This is a genomic window from Granulicatella sp. 20925_1_28 (genome assembly GCF_041433575.1).
In the GTDB taxonomy this organism is placed as follows: Bacteria; Bacillota; Bacilli; order Lactobacillales; family Aerococcaceae; genus Granulicatella.
This window is the reverse complement of the sequence record NZ_JAPWBS010000006.1, coordinates 39,125-55,830: the sequence shown is the minus strand read 5'-3', so window position 1 is coordinate 55,830 and position 16,706 is coordinate 39,125. Positions and strand designations below refer to the sequence as shown.

Annotated in this window: 18 protein-coding genes and 1 tRNA gene; 8 read left to right on the top strand and 11 right to left on the bottom strand. The window is 39.0% G+C overall.

Features of this window, described 5'->3' with window-relative positions:
• The first annotated feature begins 2 nt into the window (after nucleotides 1-2).
• From O3793_RS04670 to purR, 4 genes are all read left to right on the top strand, one after another.
• Entirely contained in the window at nucleotides 3-1,355 is a 1,353-nt protein-coding gene (locus tag O3793_RS04670; protein ID WP_175815078.1) for an HD domain-containing protein, read from the top strand.
• 347 nt (nucleotides 1,356-1,702) lie between these two features.
• The gene (yidA, locus tag O3793_RS04665; RefSeq protein WP_048711321.1) at nucleotides 1,703-2,524 is read left to right on the top strand and encodes a sugar-phosphatase; all 822 of its coding nucleotides are present in this window, start codon (nucleotides 1,703-1,705) and stop codon (nucleotides 2,522-2,524) included.
• A gap of 2 nt (nucleotides 2,525-2,526) precedes the next feature.
• Complete coding sequence (locus O3793_RS04660; RefSeq protein WP_175815074.1) at nucleotides 2,527-2,871, top strand: ASCH domain-containing protein; 345 nt, start codon at nucleotides 2,527-2,529, stop codon at nucleotides 2,869-2,871.
• A 231-nt stretch (nucleotides 2,872-3,102) separates the two neighbouring features.
• Nucleotides 3,103-3,930, top strand: a complete 828-nt coding sequence (gene purR, locus O3793_RS04655) for a pur operon repressor (RefSeq protein ID WP_371446014.1) — start codon at nucleotides 3,103-3,105, stop codon at nucleotides 3,928-3,930.
• Nucleotides 3,931-4,011: 81 nt separating this feature from the next.
• On the opposite strand, the gene O3793_RS04650 is transcribed toward purR, so the two are convergent.
• The 5 genes from O3793_RS04650 to O3793_RS04630 form a co-directional block, all read right to left on the bottom strand.
• A complete protein-coding gene (locus tag O3793_RS04650) occupies nucleotides 4,012-4,950 on the bottom strand; it encodes an AEC family transporter (protein WP_371446012.1) in 939 nt (312 codons plus the stop codon).
• Nucleotides 4,951-4,979: 29 nt separating this feature from the next.
• Nucleotides 4,980-5,570 carry a TetR/AcrR family transcriptional regulator gene (locus O3793_RS04645; protein WP_371446010.1) on the bottom strand — a complete coding sequence of 197 codons (591 nt, stop codon included), beginning with the start codon at nucleotides 5,568-5,570 and terminating at the stop codon, nucleotides 4,980-4,982.
• Nucleotides 5,552-6,268, bottom strand: coding sequence for an MBL fold metallo-hydrolase (locus O3793_RS04640; RefSeq protein WP_371446008.1), 717 nt, complete (start codon nucleotides 6,266-6,268; stop codon nucleotides 5,552-5,554). Before O3793_RS04640 ends, O3793_RS04645 begins: the two co-directional genes overlap by 19 nt.
• A gap of 112 nt (nucleotides 6,269-6,380) precedes the next feature.
• On the bottom strand, nucleotides 6,381-7,190 hold the full coding sequence (locus tag O3793_RS04635) for a metal ABC transporter permease (protein ID WP_371446006.1): 810 nt from the start codon (nucleotides 7,188-7,190) through the stop codon (nucleotides 6,381-6,383).
• The gene (locus O3793_RS04630; protein ID WP_371446005.1) at nucleotides 7,139-7,843 is read right to left on the bottom strand and encodes a metal ABC transporter ATP-binding protein; all 705 of its coding nucleotides are present in this window, start codon (nucleotides 7,841-7,843) and stop codon (nucleotides 7,139-7,141) included. Before O3793_RS04630 ends, O3793_RS04635 begins: the two co-directional genes overlap by 52 nt.
• Nucleotides 7,844-8,116: 273 nt before the next feature.
• Between O3793_RS04630 and O3793_RS04625 the strand changes: the two genes are divergently transcribed.
• Both O3793_RS04625 and O3793_RS04620 read left to right on the top strand, forming a co-directional pair.
• Nucleotides 8,117-9,139 carry an SPFH domain-containing protein gene (locus O3793_RS04625; RefSeq protein WP_371446003.1) on the top strand — a complete coding sequence of 341 codons (1,023 nt, stop codon included), beginning with the start codon at nucleotides 8,117-8,119 and terminating at the stop codon, nucleotides 9,137-9,139.
• A gap of 2 nt (nucleotides 9,140-9,141) precedes the next feature.
• Nucleotides 9,142-9,345 carry a hypothetical protein gene (locus O3793_RS04620; RefSeq protein ID WP_005608052.1) on the top strand — a complete coding sequence of 68 codons (204 nt, stop codon included), beginning with the start codon at nucleotides 9,142-9,144 and terminating at the stop codon, nucleotides 9,343-9,345.
• Between the two features lie 299 nt (nucleotides 9,346-9,644).
• Here O3793_RS04620 and O3793_RS04615 read toward each other — a convergent pair whose 3' ends face one another.
• The 3 genes from O3793_RS04615 to O3793_RS04605 are packed head-to-tail and all read right to left on the bottom strand — an operon-like array spanning nucleotide 9,645 to nucleotide 12,745.
• A complete protein-coding gene (locus O3793_RS04615; RefSeq protein ID WP_371446001.1) occupies nucleotides 9,645-10,769 on the bottom strand; it encodes a PIN/TRAM domain-containing protein in 1,125 nt (374 codons plus the stop codon).
• 14 nt (nucleotides 10,770-10,783) lie between these two features.
• Nucleotides 10,784-12,169 carry a DNA repair protein RadA gene (radA, locus tag O3793_RS04610; protein ID WP_048711112.1) on the bottom strand — a complete coding sequence of 462 codons (1,386 nt, stop codon included), beginning with the start codon at nucleotides 12,167-12,169 and terminating at the stop codon, nucleotides 10,784-10,786.
• A gap of 12 nt (nucleotides 12,170-12,181) precedes the next feature.
• A complete protein-coding gene (locus O3793_RS04605; RefSeq protein WP_371445999.1) occupies nucleotides 12,182-12,745 on the bottom strand; it encodes a dUTP diphosphatase in 564 nt (187 codons plus the stop codon).
• 241 nt (nucleotides 12,746-12,986) lie between these two features.
• Between O3793_RS04605 and O3793_RS04600 the strand changes: the two genes are divergently transcribed.
• Complete coding sequence (locus tag O3793_RS04600) at nucleotides 12,987-14,090, top strand: ABC transporter ATP-binding protein (RefSeq protein WP_371445997.1); 1,104 nt, start codon at nucleotides 12,987-12,989, stop codon at nucleotides 14,088-14,090.
• Nucleotides 14,091-14,157: 67 nt separating this feature from the next.
• On the opposite strand, the gene O3793_RS04595 is transcribed toward O3793_RS04600, so the two are convergent.
• Both O3793_RS04595 and O3793_RS04590 read right to left on the bottom strand, forming a co-directional pair.
• Nucleotides 14,158-14,496, bottom strand: coding sequence for a hypothetical protein (locus O3793_RS04595; RefSeq protein WP_175815059.1), 339 nt, complete (start codon nucleotides 14,494-14,496; stop codon nucleotides 14,158-14,160).
• Between the two features lie 105 nt (nucleotides 14,497-14,601).
• Nucleotides 14,602-14,689 (bottom strand) — tRNA-Ser (locus tag O3793_RS04590).
• Between the two features lie 180 nt (nucleotides 14,690-14,869).
• Between O3793_RS04590 and O3793_RS04585 the strand changes: the two genes are divergently transcribed.
• Complete coding sequence (locus O3793_RS04585) at nucleotides 14,870-15,655, top strand: type II toxin-antitoxin system PemK/MazF family toxin (RefSeq protein WP_371445995.1); 786 nt, start codon at nucleotides 14,870-14,872, stop codon at nucleotides 15,653-15,655.
• 383 nt (nucleotides 15,656-16,038) lie between these two features.
• On the opposite strand, the gene rlmH is transcribed toward O3793_RS04585, so the two are convergent.
• Nucleotides 16,039-16,518: a 23S rRNA (pseudouridine(1915)-N(3))-methyltransferase RlmH gene (rlmH, locus tag O3793_RS04580; protein WP_371445994.1), complete on the bottom strand. Its 480-nt coding sequence runs from the start codon at nucleotides 16,516-16,518 to the stop codon at nucleotides 16,039-16,041.
• Nucleotides 16,519-16,706 lie beyond the last annotated feature (188 nt).

Here is a 16,706-nt window from a genome sequence, read left to right as displayed (position 1 = left end):
GCATGACTGAAGCATTTAAACGTGAAAAAGTATTTCGTGACCCAGTACACGATTATATCCACGTGCAACATCCAATTATTCTTGAATTAATTAATAGTCGTGAATTGCAACGACTCCGCAGAATTAAACAAACCGGAGCTTCGATGTATACTTTCCATACAGCAGAACATTCACGATTTTCTCACTCTTTAGGGGTATATGAAATCGCCCGTCGTATTTGCGACAACTTTGCTCGTAACTATGCGACCAAAGAAGAAGGAGATGGACTATGGGACGACAGCAATCGCCTTGTTGTACTCTGTGCTGCCCTCTTGCATGATGTTGGGCACGGACCATACTCACATACTTTCGAGAAAATCTTTGATACAAACCATGAACAAATCACCATCGACATCATCTTGTCTGAGGAAACGGAAGTCAATCAGATTTTACGTAAAGTCTCTTCTACTTTCCCACAAGAAGTAGCTAGCGTGATTCAAAAAACACATCCAAATCCTCAAGTGGTGCAATTGATTTCGAGTCAAATCGATGCGGATCGTATGGACTACTTACTTCGTGATGCTTATTTCACAGGGGTAAACTACGGAACCTTCGACCTCACGCGTATTCTTCGTGTGATTCGTCCGTATAAAGGCGGCATTGCTTTTACCTATTCAGGAATGCACGCGGTAGAAGACTACATCGTGAGTCGTTATCAAATGTATATGCAAGTATACTTCCACCCAGTTTCTCGCGGGATGGAAGTCGTGTTAAATCATTTATTGAAACGCGCTTCGGCTTGCTACCACTCAGAATTGAATCCATTAAGACACTCTGCAACGTTCTTGAAACCTTTCTTCGAGGGAACATGGACATTGGAAGACTACTTACGTCTCGATGACGGCGTATTGAACACATACTTCTCTCACTGGTTATTAGAAGAAGATGCCATCTTAAGCGACTTGTCAGATCGTTTCATTAACCGTCGTCCGTTCAAATCAGTGCCATTTAACCGTACAAACGATGGCGCTCAAATCGAACGCATGAAACAAATCGTAGAAGAAGTTGGGTTCGATCCAGAATACTACACTGCCATTAACAACAGTTTCGACTTACCATATGATTTCTATCGTCCAGATTCGATTAAACCAAGAACGCAAATCGAGCTTGTAGAACGCAATGGTAATATGGTTGAGTTGTCTCAAGTAAGTTCGATTGTAGATGCTATTTCCGGAAAAGTACGTGGTGACGAACGCCTCTACTTCCCTCGCGAAATGGTCAGCGGCGAAATGCAAAACGGCCTCTTCATGGACGACTATGCAGAGTTTCAAAATATCGCCGCACAGTTGGACGTGTTCTCTAATCAAATGAAATAACAGGATACGAGGGCGAACGCTCAGGACTGAATCACTGGACCGAAACGACGGAAGGAACGTGTAACGTTCTGCGTACGTTTCGGGAAGTGGACGTCAGTCCTGTGAGCCCGAGTTCAACTACACAGGATCTAAGCATCATCTACCAATTACTTTTTATAAATAAAAAAACACAATATACCTTATAAGGTATATTGTGTTTTCCATATTTTACGGAACACTCCGAAAGTTTTACGTAATGGAATTATGTATAAGCATTGTATTTTTGCTCAGATTCTTATTTTAAAGAGCTCCAATTATCCAGCTTAAAACGCTACTTAACGCTATTGAACAATTTTCAAGGAGGAACTATGGCTATCAAATTAATCGCCATCGATATCGACGGCACACTACTCAATTCAAAACGCGAAATCACACCACGCGTAAAGGCTGCTTTAAACGCCGCAAGCGCACAAGGAGTCTATGTCGTTCTTTGTACAGGACGCCCATATCCTGGTGTAGAAGGATTGCTTCAAGAACTCGACCTCGTGAACGACCATGATTATGTCGTAACTTACAACGGAACTCTGGTGCAACAAACAGGTTCGAAGAAAGCTCTCGTTCGCTTCTCAATGACACATGATGACCTAGAGCGCGTGAACGACTACGCTACAAAATACAATGTGCACTACCACGCCATCGACGAAGAAGCGATTTACGTTCCAACTGCAACAGTTGGTAAATACTCGATTCATGAAAGTGAACTTGTTGGAATGCCAATCGTGCACCAATTATACAAAGATATTCCAACCGATAAAGAATTCGTCAAAATCATGTTTGTGGATGAACCTGAAGTGTTAGAAGAATTAATACCAAATCTTTCTGACGACTTCAAGAGCCGCTACAACATTTTCCGTAGTGCGGGCTTCTACCTCGAAGTCATTCATCCTGAAGCCAGCAAAGGAAAAGCCGTGCATCATCTAGCCGATAAACTTGGCCTTACACGCGATGAAGTAATGTGCCTTGGTGACCACGAAAACGATCGTGACATGATTGAATACGCTGGCCTTGGGGTTGCGATGGGAAATGCGATTGATTCGATTAAAGAAATTGCTAACTTCGTGACAACAACAAACGACGAAGATGGTGTTGCTGTTGCCGTTGAAAAATTCGTTTTAAACAAGGAGAACTAGTCATGCTTCATGAGATGACTCTCTTTCCAAAACCGTATGCTTCCATCGCCTCCGGTCAAAAAACGATTGAGCTTCGTCTTTACGATGAAAAGCGTCAATCGATTCAAATTGGTGATCACATTCGATTTACCAATACCCTGGACGCTTCGCAAACAACACTCTGCGAAGTGGTTCAGTTGCATGTTTTTAAAAACTTTGCAGAACTGTACGAGCGCCTTCCGCTATTAAAATGCGGTTATACTCCAGAAGACGTGGTCAATGCGCATCCCGACGATATGTTGACTTACTATTCCAAAGAAAAACAAGCACAATATGGCGTTGTCGGCATCGAACTGAAACTTATTTAACAAAACGAGCCTAATTAGGCTCGTTTTTCTTTATTATTTTCAGGAATAGCAACGTAGATTTCCTGAAAGAAGACTAATTTTTATCTTTTCCAAATGAATTTAGGAACATTCTTTTGATTTTCAAGGTTTCATTTGCTCATTTCCCGAATATTACAGGTTTAAAAAGTTGTAATTTCCGTACTTTTATGTATACTATAATAGTGTCTTAAAGAAAAAAAGGAGGACGAAACGATGAAATTAAAAAGAAGTGAACGTTTAATCGATATGACACAACGTCTATTAGATAACCCACATACGTTAATCTCATTAACAACATTTACAGCATTGTATCAGTCCGCAAAATCTTCTATTAGTGAAGATATTGCTATTATTAAGAAGACTTTTGAAAAGCAAGGTGTAGGGATTATTCGCACAGTACCGGGTGCTGCAGGGGGCGTGATTTTTGTTCCGAAAATCAAACGCGAACAAGCATTGGCTGCTGCGGAAAAACTAAGAGAGCAAATGAACGATGCAAGCCGTCTATTACCAGGGGGATATATTTACCTTTCTGATTTACTTGCAAAACCAGATGTATTACATGATTTAGGGAAAATGATTGCATCTGCTTACGAAGATAAAAAAATCGATGCCGTTATGACGGTTGCAACAAAAGGGGTGCCAATCGCACAAACCGTTGCGAACTACTTAAACGTGCCATTCGTCATCGTGCGCCGTGATTCAAAAATTACGGAAGGTTCTACGGTAAGTATTAACTACGTTTCAGGTTCTTCTTCTCGCGTTGAGAAAATGGAATTATCAAAACGTACATTAGCTAGCGGATCAAATGTATTAATCGTCGACGACTTCTTGAAAGCCGGCGGTACAATCAACGGTATGCGTAGCCTTATTCAAGAGTTTGATTCAACAACAGCGGGTGCAGTTGTATTCTGTGAATCAGGAGTTTCAAACCACAACGTAACAGACTACTCTTCCATCATTAAAATTACAGAGATTGATACCGAAGCACAAACGATCAAAGCAGAAGTAGGAAACTTCTTTGATACGCATGAATTTTTATAAGATAAAATGAAATAAAGCGAAGAGCCAAATTGGTTCTTCGCTTTTTGTATGCATGAAAAATTATCATATATGATAATTTCGCTAAATGAAAAATAAGAATAGGGACCACAATGGCAATACCGCTAAGTAGGCAATGGTTGTCATTGTCACCACATTCGTGGCAAAATCAACATCTCCTTTAGCTTCTGCCGCTAAAATCGGCATAATCACGAGGGTTGGAATGGTCGATTGAATGATAAAGGTTTCTTTTAATAAGGTGTTATCCGCTCCTCCAACAAGTAACACTAATACCATTAACATTGGGAAAATAATAAAGCGCCCTGCTAGAGCAAGTACGATATCACGGTCTATGCGCAACGTTCCAAGACCACTTTGCTGAAGGTTAATTCCGATATACATAAGGGACAATGGCGTCACTAAGCTTCCTACTATATTAATCGAATTTTGTGCAAACGTTGGAACTGGAATGCCAAGCGCCACAACTGCTAATGCCACTAAGAACGCAATGAGCGGCGGTGAGCAGAGGCTCTTCCACTGGATCCCTCTAGTTTTATTTCCATCAGGACGGTCAATCGCTACGACATAAGTTCCCACGGTAAAAATCGACAATGTATTAATCACGTAGTAAACCAAAAAGTACGGCATCGCTTCTTCCCCAAAAAGAGAGAGGTTCAGCGGCAATCCCATAAAGACGGTGTTCGCATTCACGAATGTATTGAGCATCACCCCGCGTCTTCCAACCGGAACTTTGAACAAAACTACAGCGCCCCATGCCACGATGTACCCTAGAATCACCGTAATCAACGGATATAGACTCGCTCCAAAGAAGCTCACGAGTTGTTCTTTTGTTATAAATTTTAATACCGAAACAAAGATGGACGCTGGCAAAGCAATCTTCAAAATCAAATCCGCAATGCTCTTACTGAATCCTTCTTGAAACCATCCCTTGGCCTGCAAGAGATAGCCGAGCGTGATGACCGCTAGAATCGTCACCAGACTCGATAACGCCTGTATAATCACATGCTTGTCCTCCAAAAATAGTTATTTTCTTACAGATTCTTTCGATCCAATAATGTGAAAGTTAAGTAATCTGTAACAATTGTCTGCAGTCTTTCGTTATATCCACAATCCCCAGAAGCGTAGTTAATCACCATTCCTTGTAAAAACAAATAGGTTCCTCGGACAATATTGAATAATTTTTCTTCACTGATTGAGTGAGGTAATACTGCTTCAATTAAAGATTTTAGTATGTTGAAACTCTTCATTCTTAACTGATTAATTGGTTTTGTGAATTCGGGTAAATCAACTTCTTCCCCTTCAACAATAAATAGAAGCTGATTAGAACTCGCATATTGAAATCCAAAGCGAATAAAATGATGGCAAACTCCTAATAATCTATCCTCTACACTCTCGTTCGATTGATAGATTTCTAAAGAAGTTTGATATAACTTTTCTAGTGGGGCACTGGCAACTTCAAACAGAATTTCATCCTTATTTTTGAAATAAAGATAAATGGTTGTATGAGAGCATCCTGCACGTTTGGCAATTTCTCGAATCCCAACCTCCTGAAAAGATTTTTCTGCAAAAAGACTACTTGCCGCTTCTAAGATTCTATCCCTTGTTAACTGTTCTGAAACCATTCACTTTTCTCCATTTCTTGCAATGCGTTCTTCACTTCTCCACCATGAGCAACAGAAAGTATAGCTTGGCTATATTCTTTTAATACGGAATGAGCTGTCTGTAAAGCTTTCGGCATATCTGCTGTATATTCTTTCATTGGTGCGCTTAACACTCCCGCTCTGTCCGTCGTCAGAAGATCTCCTCCAATTAATAGATTATCCTCTGAATGATAATAACAGGTATGTCCCGGCGAGTGCCCTGGTGAATGAATTGCCGTGAGCCCTGCTTTTTCCAACAATGCATTTGATTCGGGAGTTCCCAGTTCAATGAAATCCTGCTTTTTAAAAGTGATAGGCTCTAGCTTTTCTCGACCAGGATATGGTTTTTCTCCTGAGACAAAAGAGATTTCTCTGCTGTCGATAACAATAGGAAGATTTGGTAATAGTGTTTTTAATCTTGGAATTCCTCCAATATGATCAGAATGTCCATGCGTTAAAAATACTCCAGAAACTCTTTCCTTATCATAAAAATTACGAACAACATACTCTGCCATTCGTGGTAAAAATTTAGCTAACCCACTATCAATTAAGAAGTATTGGTTATCCTTTTCAACAACCCAAATACTAACAATGAATATCCCAATATCAAACTCAAACTTTTCAATATGTGGACTGATTCTCTTTCTTTTTGAAATTAAACGATAAATGAATTGATTCATTTCAACACCTCAATTTCCACTACTAACCACTGGTTACCACTTAGTATAAACCCTTTTTCCATTCAATTCAAGAAATAAAAAAAGCCTACCAAATCAATGGTAAGCTTAGTGATTATGCTTTTTTACGGAAGGCACTCACGATAAATGAGATGAATAAAATGACAAGGAACACACATGTAATCGCGGCTCCCGGAGGCGCTTCGTAAATATAAGATGCTGAAAGCCCTGCAAAGAAACCAATCAGACTGATGATAATCCCTCCGATTATAACGCCATTAAACTTACTGCTTACTCGAAGTGCAATGGATGCTGGCAGTACAATAACGGCGGACACTAGAAGGGACCCTGCGATTGGCATCATCACTGCAATCACAACTCCTGTGATAATCGTAAAGAGGTTCGTCATCAAGCGAACGGGTAATCCTGCTGTCATCGCTGTATCTTCATCAAACGATAATACATACAGTGGTTTACGGAAAATCACGTATAACGCAACGACGACAACTGCTAGTAGAATCATAATCCACATTTGCTCATTTGTAATCGTCACGATAGAACCGAATAAGAACTGGTCCACACTTAATGTTGAACGTCCCTTTTGCATATTCATCAAGATAAGGGCAATCGCCATTCCTCCCGACATTAGTATGGCAACGGTAATTTCAGAATATCCTCTAAAGTATTTTCCAATCGCTTCAATAAAAATCGCTGCGATAATCACCACAATTAGCGTTGTGAGTGTTGGATTCATCCCCAAAAGAAATCCTAGCGCCACCCCAACAAGGGATACGTGCGATAAGGTGTCGGCCATCAGCGACTGTCTTCTAAGAATTAAGAACAATCCAAGAATCGGCGTGATAAAAGCCATCGCTATTCCTGAGATGAATGCTCTTTGCATGAAACCATAGAAAAACATCTCCATGGAGAATCCTCCTTTCGTTGCAGATGGATATGTTTATCCACGTATTGTTCAAGTGCTTCTTCCTCATGAGTGACCATTAAAATGGCTTTCCCGTGATGAGCGCAAGCATGGTGTAATAAATGATAAAATCTCTCGCGCGAAGCCTTATCCATACCGGCAGTTGGTTCATCGAGGACGAATAAATCTGGGTCCGTCGCAAAAATTCGTGCTAAACAGATACGTTGTTTTTGTCCTCCTGATAAATCTCCGATACGTTTATTGCGTTGCTCCCACATTCCTACGGATTTAAGAGAGCGTTCGATATGTTCATGATCTTCTGCATTTATTTTTTTGAACCAGCGCCCTTGTTGGTAACGACCTGACGCCACAAGTTCATATACATTTGATGGGAACCCTACATTAAAAGAAGAAATCTGTTGCGGAGCGTATCCAATCGATAACTTCTCGCCATTGCTATTTTTCTTTGCAATCGTGGCTTTCCCACTCTTTGGTGTTAAGAGTCCTAATATATTTTTTACTAAAGTAGACTTCGCTGCTCCGTTTTCCCCAGTCAAAATCACAAACTGACCTGGTTCCACTGTAAAGCTAATATCTTCAAGTACTGTCTCTTGTTCATATGAGAAAGAAAGATGTTCTACTGAAATATAACTCATGCCTTTCTCCTTTCTAAATCGTAGTGATTCTTTTTTATACAATGGATAGAATAGCATATTGAGTGCACTCCGTCAATGTTTCGGGCTTTGGAAGCATCCTCTGGAAACAAGGTGGACTAGCGATTGTAACGTTCATTTTACTATTTGTTTTATAGTTTAAATAGCATCTTTAAGAATTATTGGGAAATTTTACCAATAATTCTTTATTTATATTGCTTTTTGGATTTCACAGTGATATCATTTAGATATCAAATAGACAAAGGAGTCTTTTTTATGAACGAAAAAATTTTAAAAACAAAATCTAACGGTTTTGCTGCGTTGTTTAGCATTTTACTTCTACTCATCCTTTCAGTTGTGGGCTTTATCTCCTCAATTGCGTTGATAAAAAATGAAGGCCTACAAGTAGTTTGTATTATCCTCAGCATTCTAGTATTTATCAGTAGTCTTATCCTTTTTGGAGGACTAAAAGTTGTTAAACCTCAAGAAGCGATTGTTTTGACGCTCTTTGGTGAGTACACAGGAAGTATTAAAGAACCTGGCTTCTATTTTGTAAACCCATTTAGCGTGTCTGTAAACCCTGCTGCCAAAACAAAATTAGGCCAAAGCGGTGATGTCGACCGTCAAAGCACTCCGGTCACAATTAGCACTACAGGCGGCGTTGAAACTAATTTAAATGCCTTAAAAAATCAAATTTCTCTAAAAATTATGACGTTAAACAACTCTCGTCAAAAGATTAACGATTGCCTAGGGAACCCTGTTGAAATCGGAATTGCTGTGACTTGGAGAGTGGTCGATACGGCTAAAGCAGTCTTCAACGTAGATAACTACAAAGAATACTTATCTCTTCAATGTGATAGCGCGCTTCGTAACATTGTACGTATTTATCCATATGATGTAGCTCCAAACGTTGATACAACTGGAGACGGTATTGCCGATGAAGGTAGCTTACGTGGTTCAAGTGAAGTCGTTGCAAAACGTATTCGTGATGAAATCCAAGCACGTGTTGAAAATGCGGGTCTTGAAATTATCGAAGCACGTATCACTTACCTTGCTTACGCCCCAGAAATCGCTGCAGTAATGCTTCAACGTCAACAAGCTTCTGCAATTATTGACGCTAGAAAGATGATTGTAGACGGTGCTGTTGGAATGGTTGAAATGGCGCTAGAACGCTTAAACGAAGGAGAACTCGTAGAATTGGATGAAGAACGTAAAGCTGCGATGGTCTCTAACTTACTCGTTGTTCTTTGCGGCAATCATGATGCTCAACCAATCGTTAACACAGGAAGCCTGTACTAACGATGGCTGATTTAAAGAAAAAACAAATTCCATTACGACTGTCATCTAAATTATATGCTGCTATCGCATCATGGGCAGAAGATGATTTTAGATCAGTCAACGGACAAATCGAATACTTATTAACAGAATGTGTGAAACAACGTAAGAAAGATGGTAAATACGTCTCGGAAACGATTGACGAACCATTTGAAATCGATATTGAATAACAAAAAGGATGGACGAAATTCGTCCATCCTCTTTATTTTCTCTTCAAACTATCAGCAGTCGTTGATTTCATGTAGCTCCAAAAAGAAAATTAAATATAAGCACTATGATTACGAAGAATCGTGCGGATTTTATAATAACAGTAACGTGTTTCGCAAAAAAGACGAATTAAAGGGAGTTCGGAATTGATTCCGTACTCCCTTTTTGAGTTTTTTAGGCGAGAGACTCTAGGCTCGAGCCGGTGCAACGTTACCGTTATTATAAACAAATCCGCAAGGATTCGAAGTAATCTTTTTGCACTTTATTGTTTAATTTTCTTTTGGCTATGCAGTGGTTTAGCGAAAATCATACGACCTGCTGCAGTTTGAAGGGCGCTCGTTACGACCACTTCAATCTCTTGGTTCATATAATATTGTCCATCTTCCACGACAATCATCGTACCATCATCCAAGTACGCAACCCCTTGTTGGCGCTCCGTTCCCGATTTAACAACCGTTGTCTTCAAGGTTTCCCCTGGAATCACAACTGGCTTGATGGCTTGCGCTAACGCATTAATATTAAAGACCGGAACATTTTGGAACTCGCTGACTTTATTTAAGTTAAAGTCGTTCGTGATAATAATGCCGTCAATCGCCTTTGCCAAGCGAATTAACTTGCGGTCCACTTCATTAATATCGTCATAGTCTCCATCGTAAATTTCTACTTTAATATTCTCTTCTTTTTGAAGAGCATTTAAAATATCTAATCCACGGCGCCCTCTCACGCGTTTTAAGCTATCGGCGCTATCGGCGATATATTGTAATTCATTCAGTACGAATACTGGAATCACCAGTACCCCTTCGATAAAGCCTGTTTTAGCGATATCGTAAATTCGTCCATCGATAATGACGCTTGTATCGAGCAGTTTGTATTTTCTGAAGTTATCTCCTGCTTTACGTTCAAGCACTGGAGAATCCTCCGTTTTCTTTCTTGTCGCTGTAAAAGCTTTTAAAATATCTTCACGACGCGTCGTTCCAACATAAAAGCCAAGGTACCCAAAGATAATACTTAAGGCGATTGGTAAAGCTTGCGTAATTGCTGGAATTTGTAAGTTTGTAAATGGCAATCCAACGAGCCATGCGACTAAGAGTCCAATCAGTGCGCCAATCATTCCAAAGAGTAAATAGCTCACAGAAAGTTGGCTAACGAGTTTTTCAAGTCTACGAATTCCCGCTAAAATCGGATCCGTCACGAATAGGGAAATAAAGAATAAAATAATGGCACCTAACAAAATACTCGTAACTTGCGATGTTAACCATTCATTCGTAATGTCGAATGCTTGCCATAGACTTGGAAAATACGTTGCACCTAAAGACCCTCCGAGCAATACGAAAATCAGTTGTAATAACTTTCTTCCGTATGCTCGAAATTTTTTAGGTTGTTCCATAAAAGTGCTCCTTTCTAATTTTCTTTTCCGAAGGCTTTGTAAATAGCTTCTTTGACAGAAGATACTCCAACGACTTCGATATTTTTTGGAAGTTCCCATCCATCTAAATTATTTTTTGGAATAAAGACACGCTTGAATCCGAGCTTTTCAGCTTCGCGAACACGGTCATAAACACGATTCACTTTACGAATTTCACCAGTCAAGCCGATTTCTCCGATAAAGCAATCACCCATTTGCGTTTCTTTTTCCTTGTAGCTTGAAACAATACTCATTGCAATCGCTAAGTCGACTGCTGGTTCGCCCAGTTTCAAACCACCTGTTGATTTAAAGTAAGCATCTTGGTTTTGTAATAGAAGTCCTGCACGTTTCTCAAGAACTGCCATCAAGAGCGCTACACGATTATAGTCCAGACCACTTGTCGTACGGCGTGCATTTCCAAAGGCCGTTGGTGACAATAAACATTGCACCTCGGTTAAAATTGGCCTTGTTCCTTCAAGAGATACGACGATTGCCGAACCTGTTGCGCCAGCCAGACGTTCTTCTAAAAAGACTTCGGAAGGGTTCGTTACTTCGTTCAGCCCTTCTTGATGCATTTCGAAAACGCCGATCTCGTTGGTGGATCCAAAACGGTTTTTCACGGAACGAAGCACGCGGAAGCTATGATGTTTATCCCCTTCGAAATAAAGAACGGTATCCACCATATGTTCCAACATACGTGGCCCTGCTAATGCTCCTTCTTTTGTCACGTGACCTACGATAAAGATGGCAATCTGATTGAGCTTTGCTAGTCGCATCAATGTAGCTGTCGCCTCACGAACATGAGACACGCTTCCTGCAACCCCATTTGCTTGCGGATGTGTCATCGTTTGAATCGAGTCGATAATGACATAGTCTGGTTTCAATGCTTCTACTTGCGCAACGATATCTTCTAGGTTTGTTTCAGCGTAAATATAAAATCCGTCTGCTTGCATCCCGAGACGCTCCGCACGCATTTTAATTTGAGACGCACTTTCTTCTCCCGAGACATAGAGAACCGTTCCTTGTGTTTGTTGTAATTCACTAGACACTTGTAATAATAAAGTCGATTTCCCAATCCCTGGGTCTCCACCAATCAATACAAGAGAACCAGGCACCACGCCGCCTCCAAGCACGCGGTCGAGTTCGCTAATCGATGTCTTCACACGATTCACACGCTCATACGCTACTTGATCAAGACGCATTGGTTTTGTCTTATGTGCTTCTTCTGAATGTTGCACTAAGGAAGGACGTTTCGCATTGCTCGTCGTTTCCTTGAACTCTTCCATCGTAGACCAGTTGCCGCAGTTTGGGCATTTCCCTAAATATTTTGGTGAATTATATCCACACTCTCTACATACAAAACTTGTGGCTGCTTTTGCCATTTTGGCTCCTTTCTAACGAACGCCAGAAGAACCAAAGCCGCCTGTACGTTCATTCATATCGTTTTCTTCATCCGCATCCGCTTTTAAGAATGGTAGGAAGATTCCTTGGCCGATACGATCGCCTTTTTTAATTTCTTTATCGAATAATCCGAAGTTTAATAATTGGAAGTAAATATGCCCTTCGTTGTCAGGGTTGTTGTAGTAGTCGCTATCCACGATTCCCACACCGTTTGGTAAGACAAGGAAGTGTTTCAATGGGTTACTTGAGCGGTTCGCCAATTGTAAATACTCATCTTCTTGCATATAAGACTTGATTCCCGTTGGAACAAGAACCGGTTTTAAGACTTTTTGCTCTTTCGCCAATTCTTCTTCTACTTTTTCTTTATCCGTTGTATAAATCCATTGTTTTAATTGAGTGGCTGCAAATTTGAAAAGCATTTTCCAAATGCTTGGTAATACGATATCTTCGGCAGCTTCGAAGTCATATCCCGCTGAATGTTTTGTCGAACGTTTTGGAACAGTGATTCCTTTTCCTTCATAAGCAGATACGATTTCAAATCCACGTTTTCTTTCCATTTCATCACCTTTTTCATGTAAGTTTCTATCCCCTATCATAACATTGTTTGTGACTAGTTGCATCCTTCTCAATACTTTTTTACTTCTTTATTATAAGTTACGTCCAAATTTTAAGAATAAGGGATACTTTTTGGGCAAAGTGCACAATTTTTACAGTCGTTTTTGTGCAAACTTCCCCTATCTCTTTTCCCCTAAAAATCGTAAACTGTTACTGTAAAACAAATTATAGGGGGAAATCCTAATGGTAGAAATGCAATTAAATCATATTCACAAAAAATATGACAATGCGGAAAACTATTCCGTAACAGACTTTAACTTACACATCAAAGACCGCGAGTTCATCGTATTCGTAGGCCCTTCAGGATGCGGTAAATCAACAACTCTTCGTATGATCGCTGGTCTTGAAGATATTTCTGAAGGGGAATTAAAAATTGGCGACGTTGTAATGAACGACGTAGCTCCAAAAGATCGTGATATCGCGATGGTATTCCAAAACTATGCCCTATATCCTCACATGAGCGTATATGACAACATGGCATTCGGTTTGAAATTACGTAAATACGACAAAGCTGAAATCGACAAACGTGTTAAAAACGCAGCAGAAATCTTAGGATTAGCTCAATACTTAGAACGTAAACCAGCAGCTTTATCTGGTGGTCAACGTCAACGTGTGGCTTTAGGACGTGCGATCGTTCGTGATGCGAAAGTATTCTTAATGGACGAACCTCTTTCTAACTTAGATGCTAAATTACGTGTTGCGATGCGTGCTGAAATTGCGAAATTACACCGTCGTTTAGAAACAACAACAATTTACGTAACTCACGACCAAACAGAAGCGATGACAATGGCTGACCGTATCGTAATCATGAAAGATGGTTTCGTACAACAAATCGGTTCACCACAAGAAGTGTACAACACTCCTAACAACGTATTCGTAGCTGGATTCATCGGATCACCAGCAATGAACTTCTTCAATGTAACATTGAAAGATGGCGTGATTTCAAATGGTAAAGGTTTATCATTACAATTACCTGAAGCGAAGAGAAAACTTCTTGAAGACAAAGGTTACAATGGAAAAGAATTAATCTTCGGTATCCGTCCAGAAGATATCGAAAGTTCTCAAATCGCTATCGATACTTACCCATCATCTTCAGTGAAAGCAGAAGTTGTCGTATCAGAATTACTTGGTGCAGAAACAATGCTTTACACTCGTGTTGACGATACTGAATTCGTATCTAAAGTGGATGCTCGTGACTTCCACAACCCAGGCGAAACAGTTGAATTAGCATTCGACTTAAACAAATCTCACTTCTTCGACAAAGAAACTGAGGAAGTTATTCGCTAAGAATAAACTATAGAAACAACAAAAGCTGACAGCTCGAACGAGCCGTCAGCTTTTTTCTTTTACAAATTTATTCGTCTACTTCTTGAAACTCACATTCAAAACGATATTCAAAGAACTTCTCGATAACGGCTTTGAGTTCATCCGTACTTAGCTTTTGAATAATCGCATCGAAATCAATCGCTTCTAGTTCTTCCTCCGTCAGCTTTTGATAAGGTGGTAAATCAGAATACTTTCTTAACTCATCATAAACAATGAAGTCCCCATCAATAAACGATTCGATAAGTCCACGTTTTTGAAGAAGGTAAAACAATTCTGGATAACTATCAGCCGTAAAACTGTACACCGTCTTATCAGAATAAATACCACAGCAGTGTGTTTGATTGAGATTTAATTTTACTTTTGTCATCTTAGTTTAGCCTCCATTACTCTATAAAAACCTATCTAAATAAGAAGCTACGGAACATTCACGGAACAAAACTTGCCGTAACCTCGATATAGCCACAAAAAGATAAGGAGAAGAGGAGATTTGAACTCCCGCGCCGCTTTCACGACCTATCGCATTTCGAGTGCGACCCCTTCAGCCTCTTGGGTACTTCTCCATGGTTCTAGTATAGTACGGAGATATTCTTCAATCAATCCTTTTTTATCAATAGAGTTAAATAACACTGCTCACTTTCATAAGATTTCATATTGTTGCAACCTTTTCAGGTCTAAAATTAAGGTAAAAGAAGTTTGTTAAAATTGGTTTTAAATTTAGGTATTTATTTTGGGGGAGAATTATGAATACAAAAAGAAATTTAACACTAGCTAGAGATATTTTGCTATATATATCCAATAATACAAATAATAAAAAATTCAAATATATTGGGAAGTCCGATTACTACAGAGCAAAAAGATTCAAAAAAGAAAACTCCGAAGACCAACCTCTTTTTAAGAAATATAAAAGAGGAACTATATTATTCGTAGATTTTGGTACTGGTGTTGGAAATGAATTTTCATTACCACATTTTGCTATTGTTTTGGATAAAAAAGATCATCCTAAAAAAGGGTTACTTACTGTAATACCGTTAAGTTCGAAAAATAAAAAACAATATATCAGTTTAGGAGATAATTTAATCGTCAATTTAGTAAATGAGGCAAATAAATATAGTGAAAAAGTCGTTTCAGTAGTTCAAAGAATTGCTGAAGTAGATATAATTCATCGACTTTCAGGGAAGAAAAAAGAAAGATATTTTCCTAATGACGATGAAACAAGACAAATATTGCAGGAATTCGTGAATAGACATAATCCAAAAATTCATAATTTAAATGGCTATATAGCTAAGAAATGGATTTCTGTGGAAAAACAATGGATAGATGAAATATCCGAATACTATAAAAAATTTAACAAAAATACTTATGCTGCAATAGATAATATTCAAACCATCAGTAAATTAAGAGTTATACTCCCAAAAAATCCTGCTGATCCAATTGGAAAAGCAACATTATCAGAAGATAGTATGGACTTAATTGATATAGCTGTCTTAAAAAAACTATCCAATTCAAAAATTGACATTCATTCATAGTTTTATTATAATGAACATACATTAGAGGTGCGATTTATCGTAGGCTCTACAGATGATATTTTTCAGAGAGGTTTTACCGGCTCTGCATAGGACACCTAATTAGGTGTCCTTTTTTATTTTAAAACATCGCACTACTAACTCGATTGATACTATCCATTATTAAGGTATGAATAGAAGGTCAAAAGGATAGTCAATTTATATCTAAACAAAACAAAAAAACCACCGACTCACGGCCGGTGGAAAAAAGGATTAGAAATATTTATTTGGGAGGATAAATATTCTCTTTGGGAATAATTAGAGTATAGAGGTACATTATGAAAATAGTATGAAAATACAATTTTCATTTTGCACTTTCTTTTCACTTTTTCTATGAGAATCTTTACTTATTTATGATATGCATGTCCGGCATTAATACGGAATGCACGGTAAATTTGTTCGGTTAATACAAGTCTCATGAGTTGATGGGGTAAAGTTATACGCCCAAATGAGATTTTACGGTCGGCACGTTTTTTCACGGCAGGGCTTAACCCAAGAGAGCCACCAATCACAAAGACCATTGAGCTCTTGCCGTGTAGCGCAAAGCTATCCATTTCTTTAGCTAATTGTTCAGAACTCACTAAATCCCCTTCAATCGCCATTGCGACAACAACGTCCCCGTCTTTAATTTTAGCAAGGATGCGTTCTCCCTCTTTTTCGAGCACTTGTTCCATTTCTTTGTCGCTTAAATTCTCAGGCGCCTTCTCGTCTGGCACTTCTACTACTTGGAACTTACAGTAGCTGCCTAAGCGTTTCGCGTATTCGTCGATTCCTTGTTTTAAATATTTTTCTTTCAGTTTTCCTACACTCACAATGGTAATATTCATTTGATCCCCTCATTTCACAAATTATCTTACCTTTTTTTGACAAAAATTGCTTGTTTTATCCCTTTTTTCACAGTTATCCACAAAGTTATCCACATGTACACATGTTCGCCCCTAAATTTTGGGCTTCTTTTATGAAAAACACTAGATATAGATTCAAAATTTTTATTTGTTATCTAATTGTTATATTT

Bases quoted from the DNA above. Each gene is read 5' to 3' on its own strand.
- O3793_RS04625 (WP_371446003.1), top strand. From the start codon at position 8,117: ATGAACGAAAAAATTTTAAAAACAAAATCTAACGGTTTTGCTGCGTTG.
- O3793_RS04645 (WP_371446010.1), bottom strand. From the start codon at position 5,570: ATGGTTTCAGAACAGTTAACAAGGGATAGAATCTTAGAAGCGGCAAGT.
- O3793_RS04605 (WP_371445999.1), bottom strand. From the start codon at position 12,745: ATGGAAAGAAAACGTGGATTTGAAATCGTATCTGCTTATGAAGGAAAA.
- O3793_RS04670 (WP_175815078.1), top strand. From the start codon at position 3: ATGACTGAAGCATTTAAACGTGAAAAAGTATTTCGTGACCCAGTACAC.
- O3793_RS04635 (WP_371446006.1), bottom strand. From the start codon at position 7,190: ATGGAGATGTTTTTCTATGGTTTCATGCAAAGAGCATTCATCTCAGGA.
- O3793_RS04600 (WP_371445997.1), top strand. From the start codon at position 12,987: ATGGTAGAAATGCAATTAAATCATATTCACAAAAAATATGACAATGCG.
- O3793_RS04595 (WP_175815059.1), bottom strand. From the start codon at position 14,496: ATGACAAAAGTAAAATTAAATCTCAATCAAACACACTGCTGTGGTATT.
- yidA (WP_048711321.1), top strand. From the start codon at position 1,703: ATGGCTATCAAATTAATCGCCATCGATATCGACGGCACACTACTCAAT.
- radA (WP_048711112.1), bottom strand. From the start codon at position 12,169: ATGGCAAAAGCAGCCACAAGTTTTGTATGTAGAGAGTGTGGATATAAT.
- O3793_RS04615 (WP_371446001.1), bottom strand. From the start codon at position 10,769: ATGGAACAACCTAAAAAATTTCGAGCATACGGAAGAAAGTTATTACAA.
- O3793_RS04630 (WP_371446005.1), bottom strand. From the start codon at position 7,843: ATGAGTTATATTTCAGTAGAACATCTTTCTTTCTCATATGAACAAGAG.
- rlmH (WP_371445994.1), bottom strand. From the start codon at position 16,518: ATGAATATTACCATTGTGAGTGTAGGAAAACTGAAAGAAAAATATTTA.
- purR (WP_371446014.1), top strand. From the start codon at position 3,103: ATGAAATTAAAAAGAAGTGAACGTTTAATCGATATGACACAACGTCTA.
- O3793_RS04620 (WP_005608052.1), top strand. From the start codon at position 9,142: ATGGCTGATTTAAAGAAAAAACAAATTCCATTACGACTGTCATCTAAA.
- O3793_RS04640 (WP_371446008.1), bottom strand. From the start codon at position 6,268: ATGAATCAATTCATTTATCGTTTAATTTCAAAAAGAAAGAGAATCAGT.
- O3793_RS04660 (WP_175815074.1), top strand. From the start codon at position 2,527: ATGCTTCATGAGATGACTCTCTTTCCAAAACCGTATGCTTCCATCGCC.
- O3793_RS04585 (WP_371445995.1), top strand. From the start codon at position 14,870: ATGAATACAAAAAGAAATTTAACACTAGCTAGAGATATTTTGCTATAT.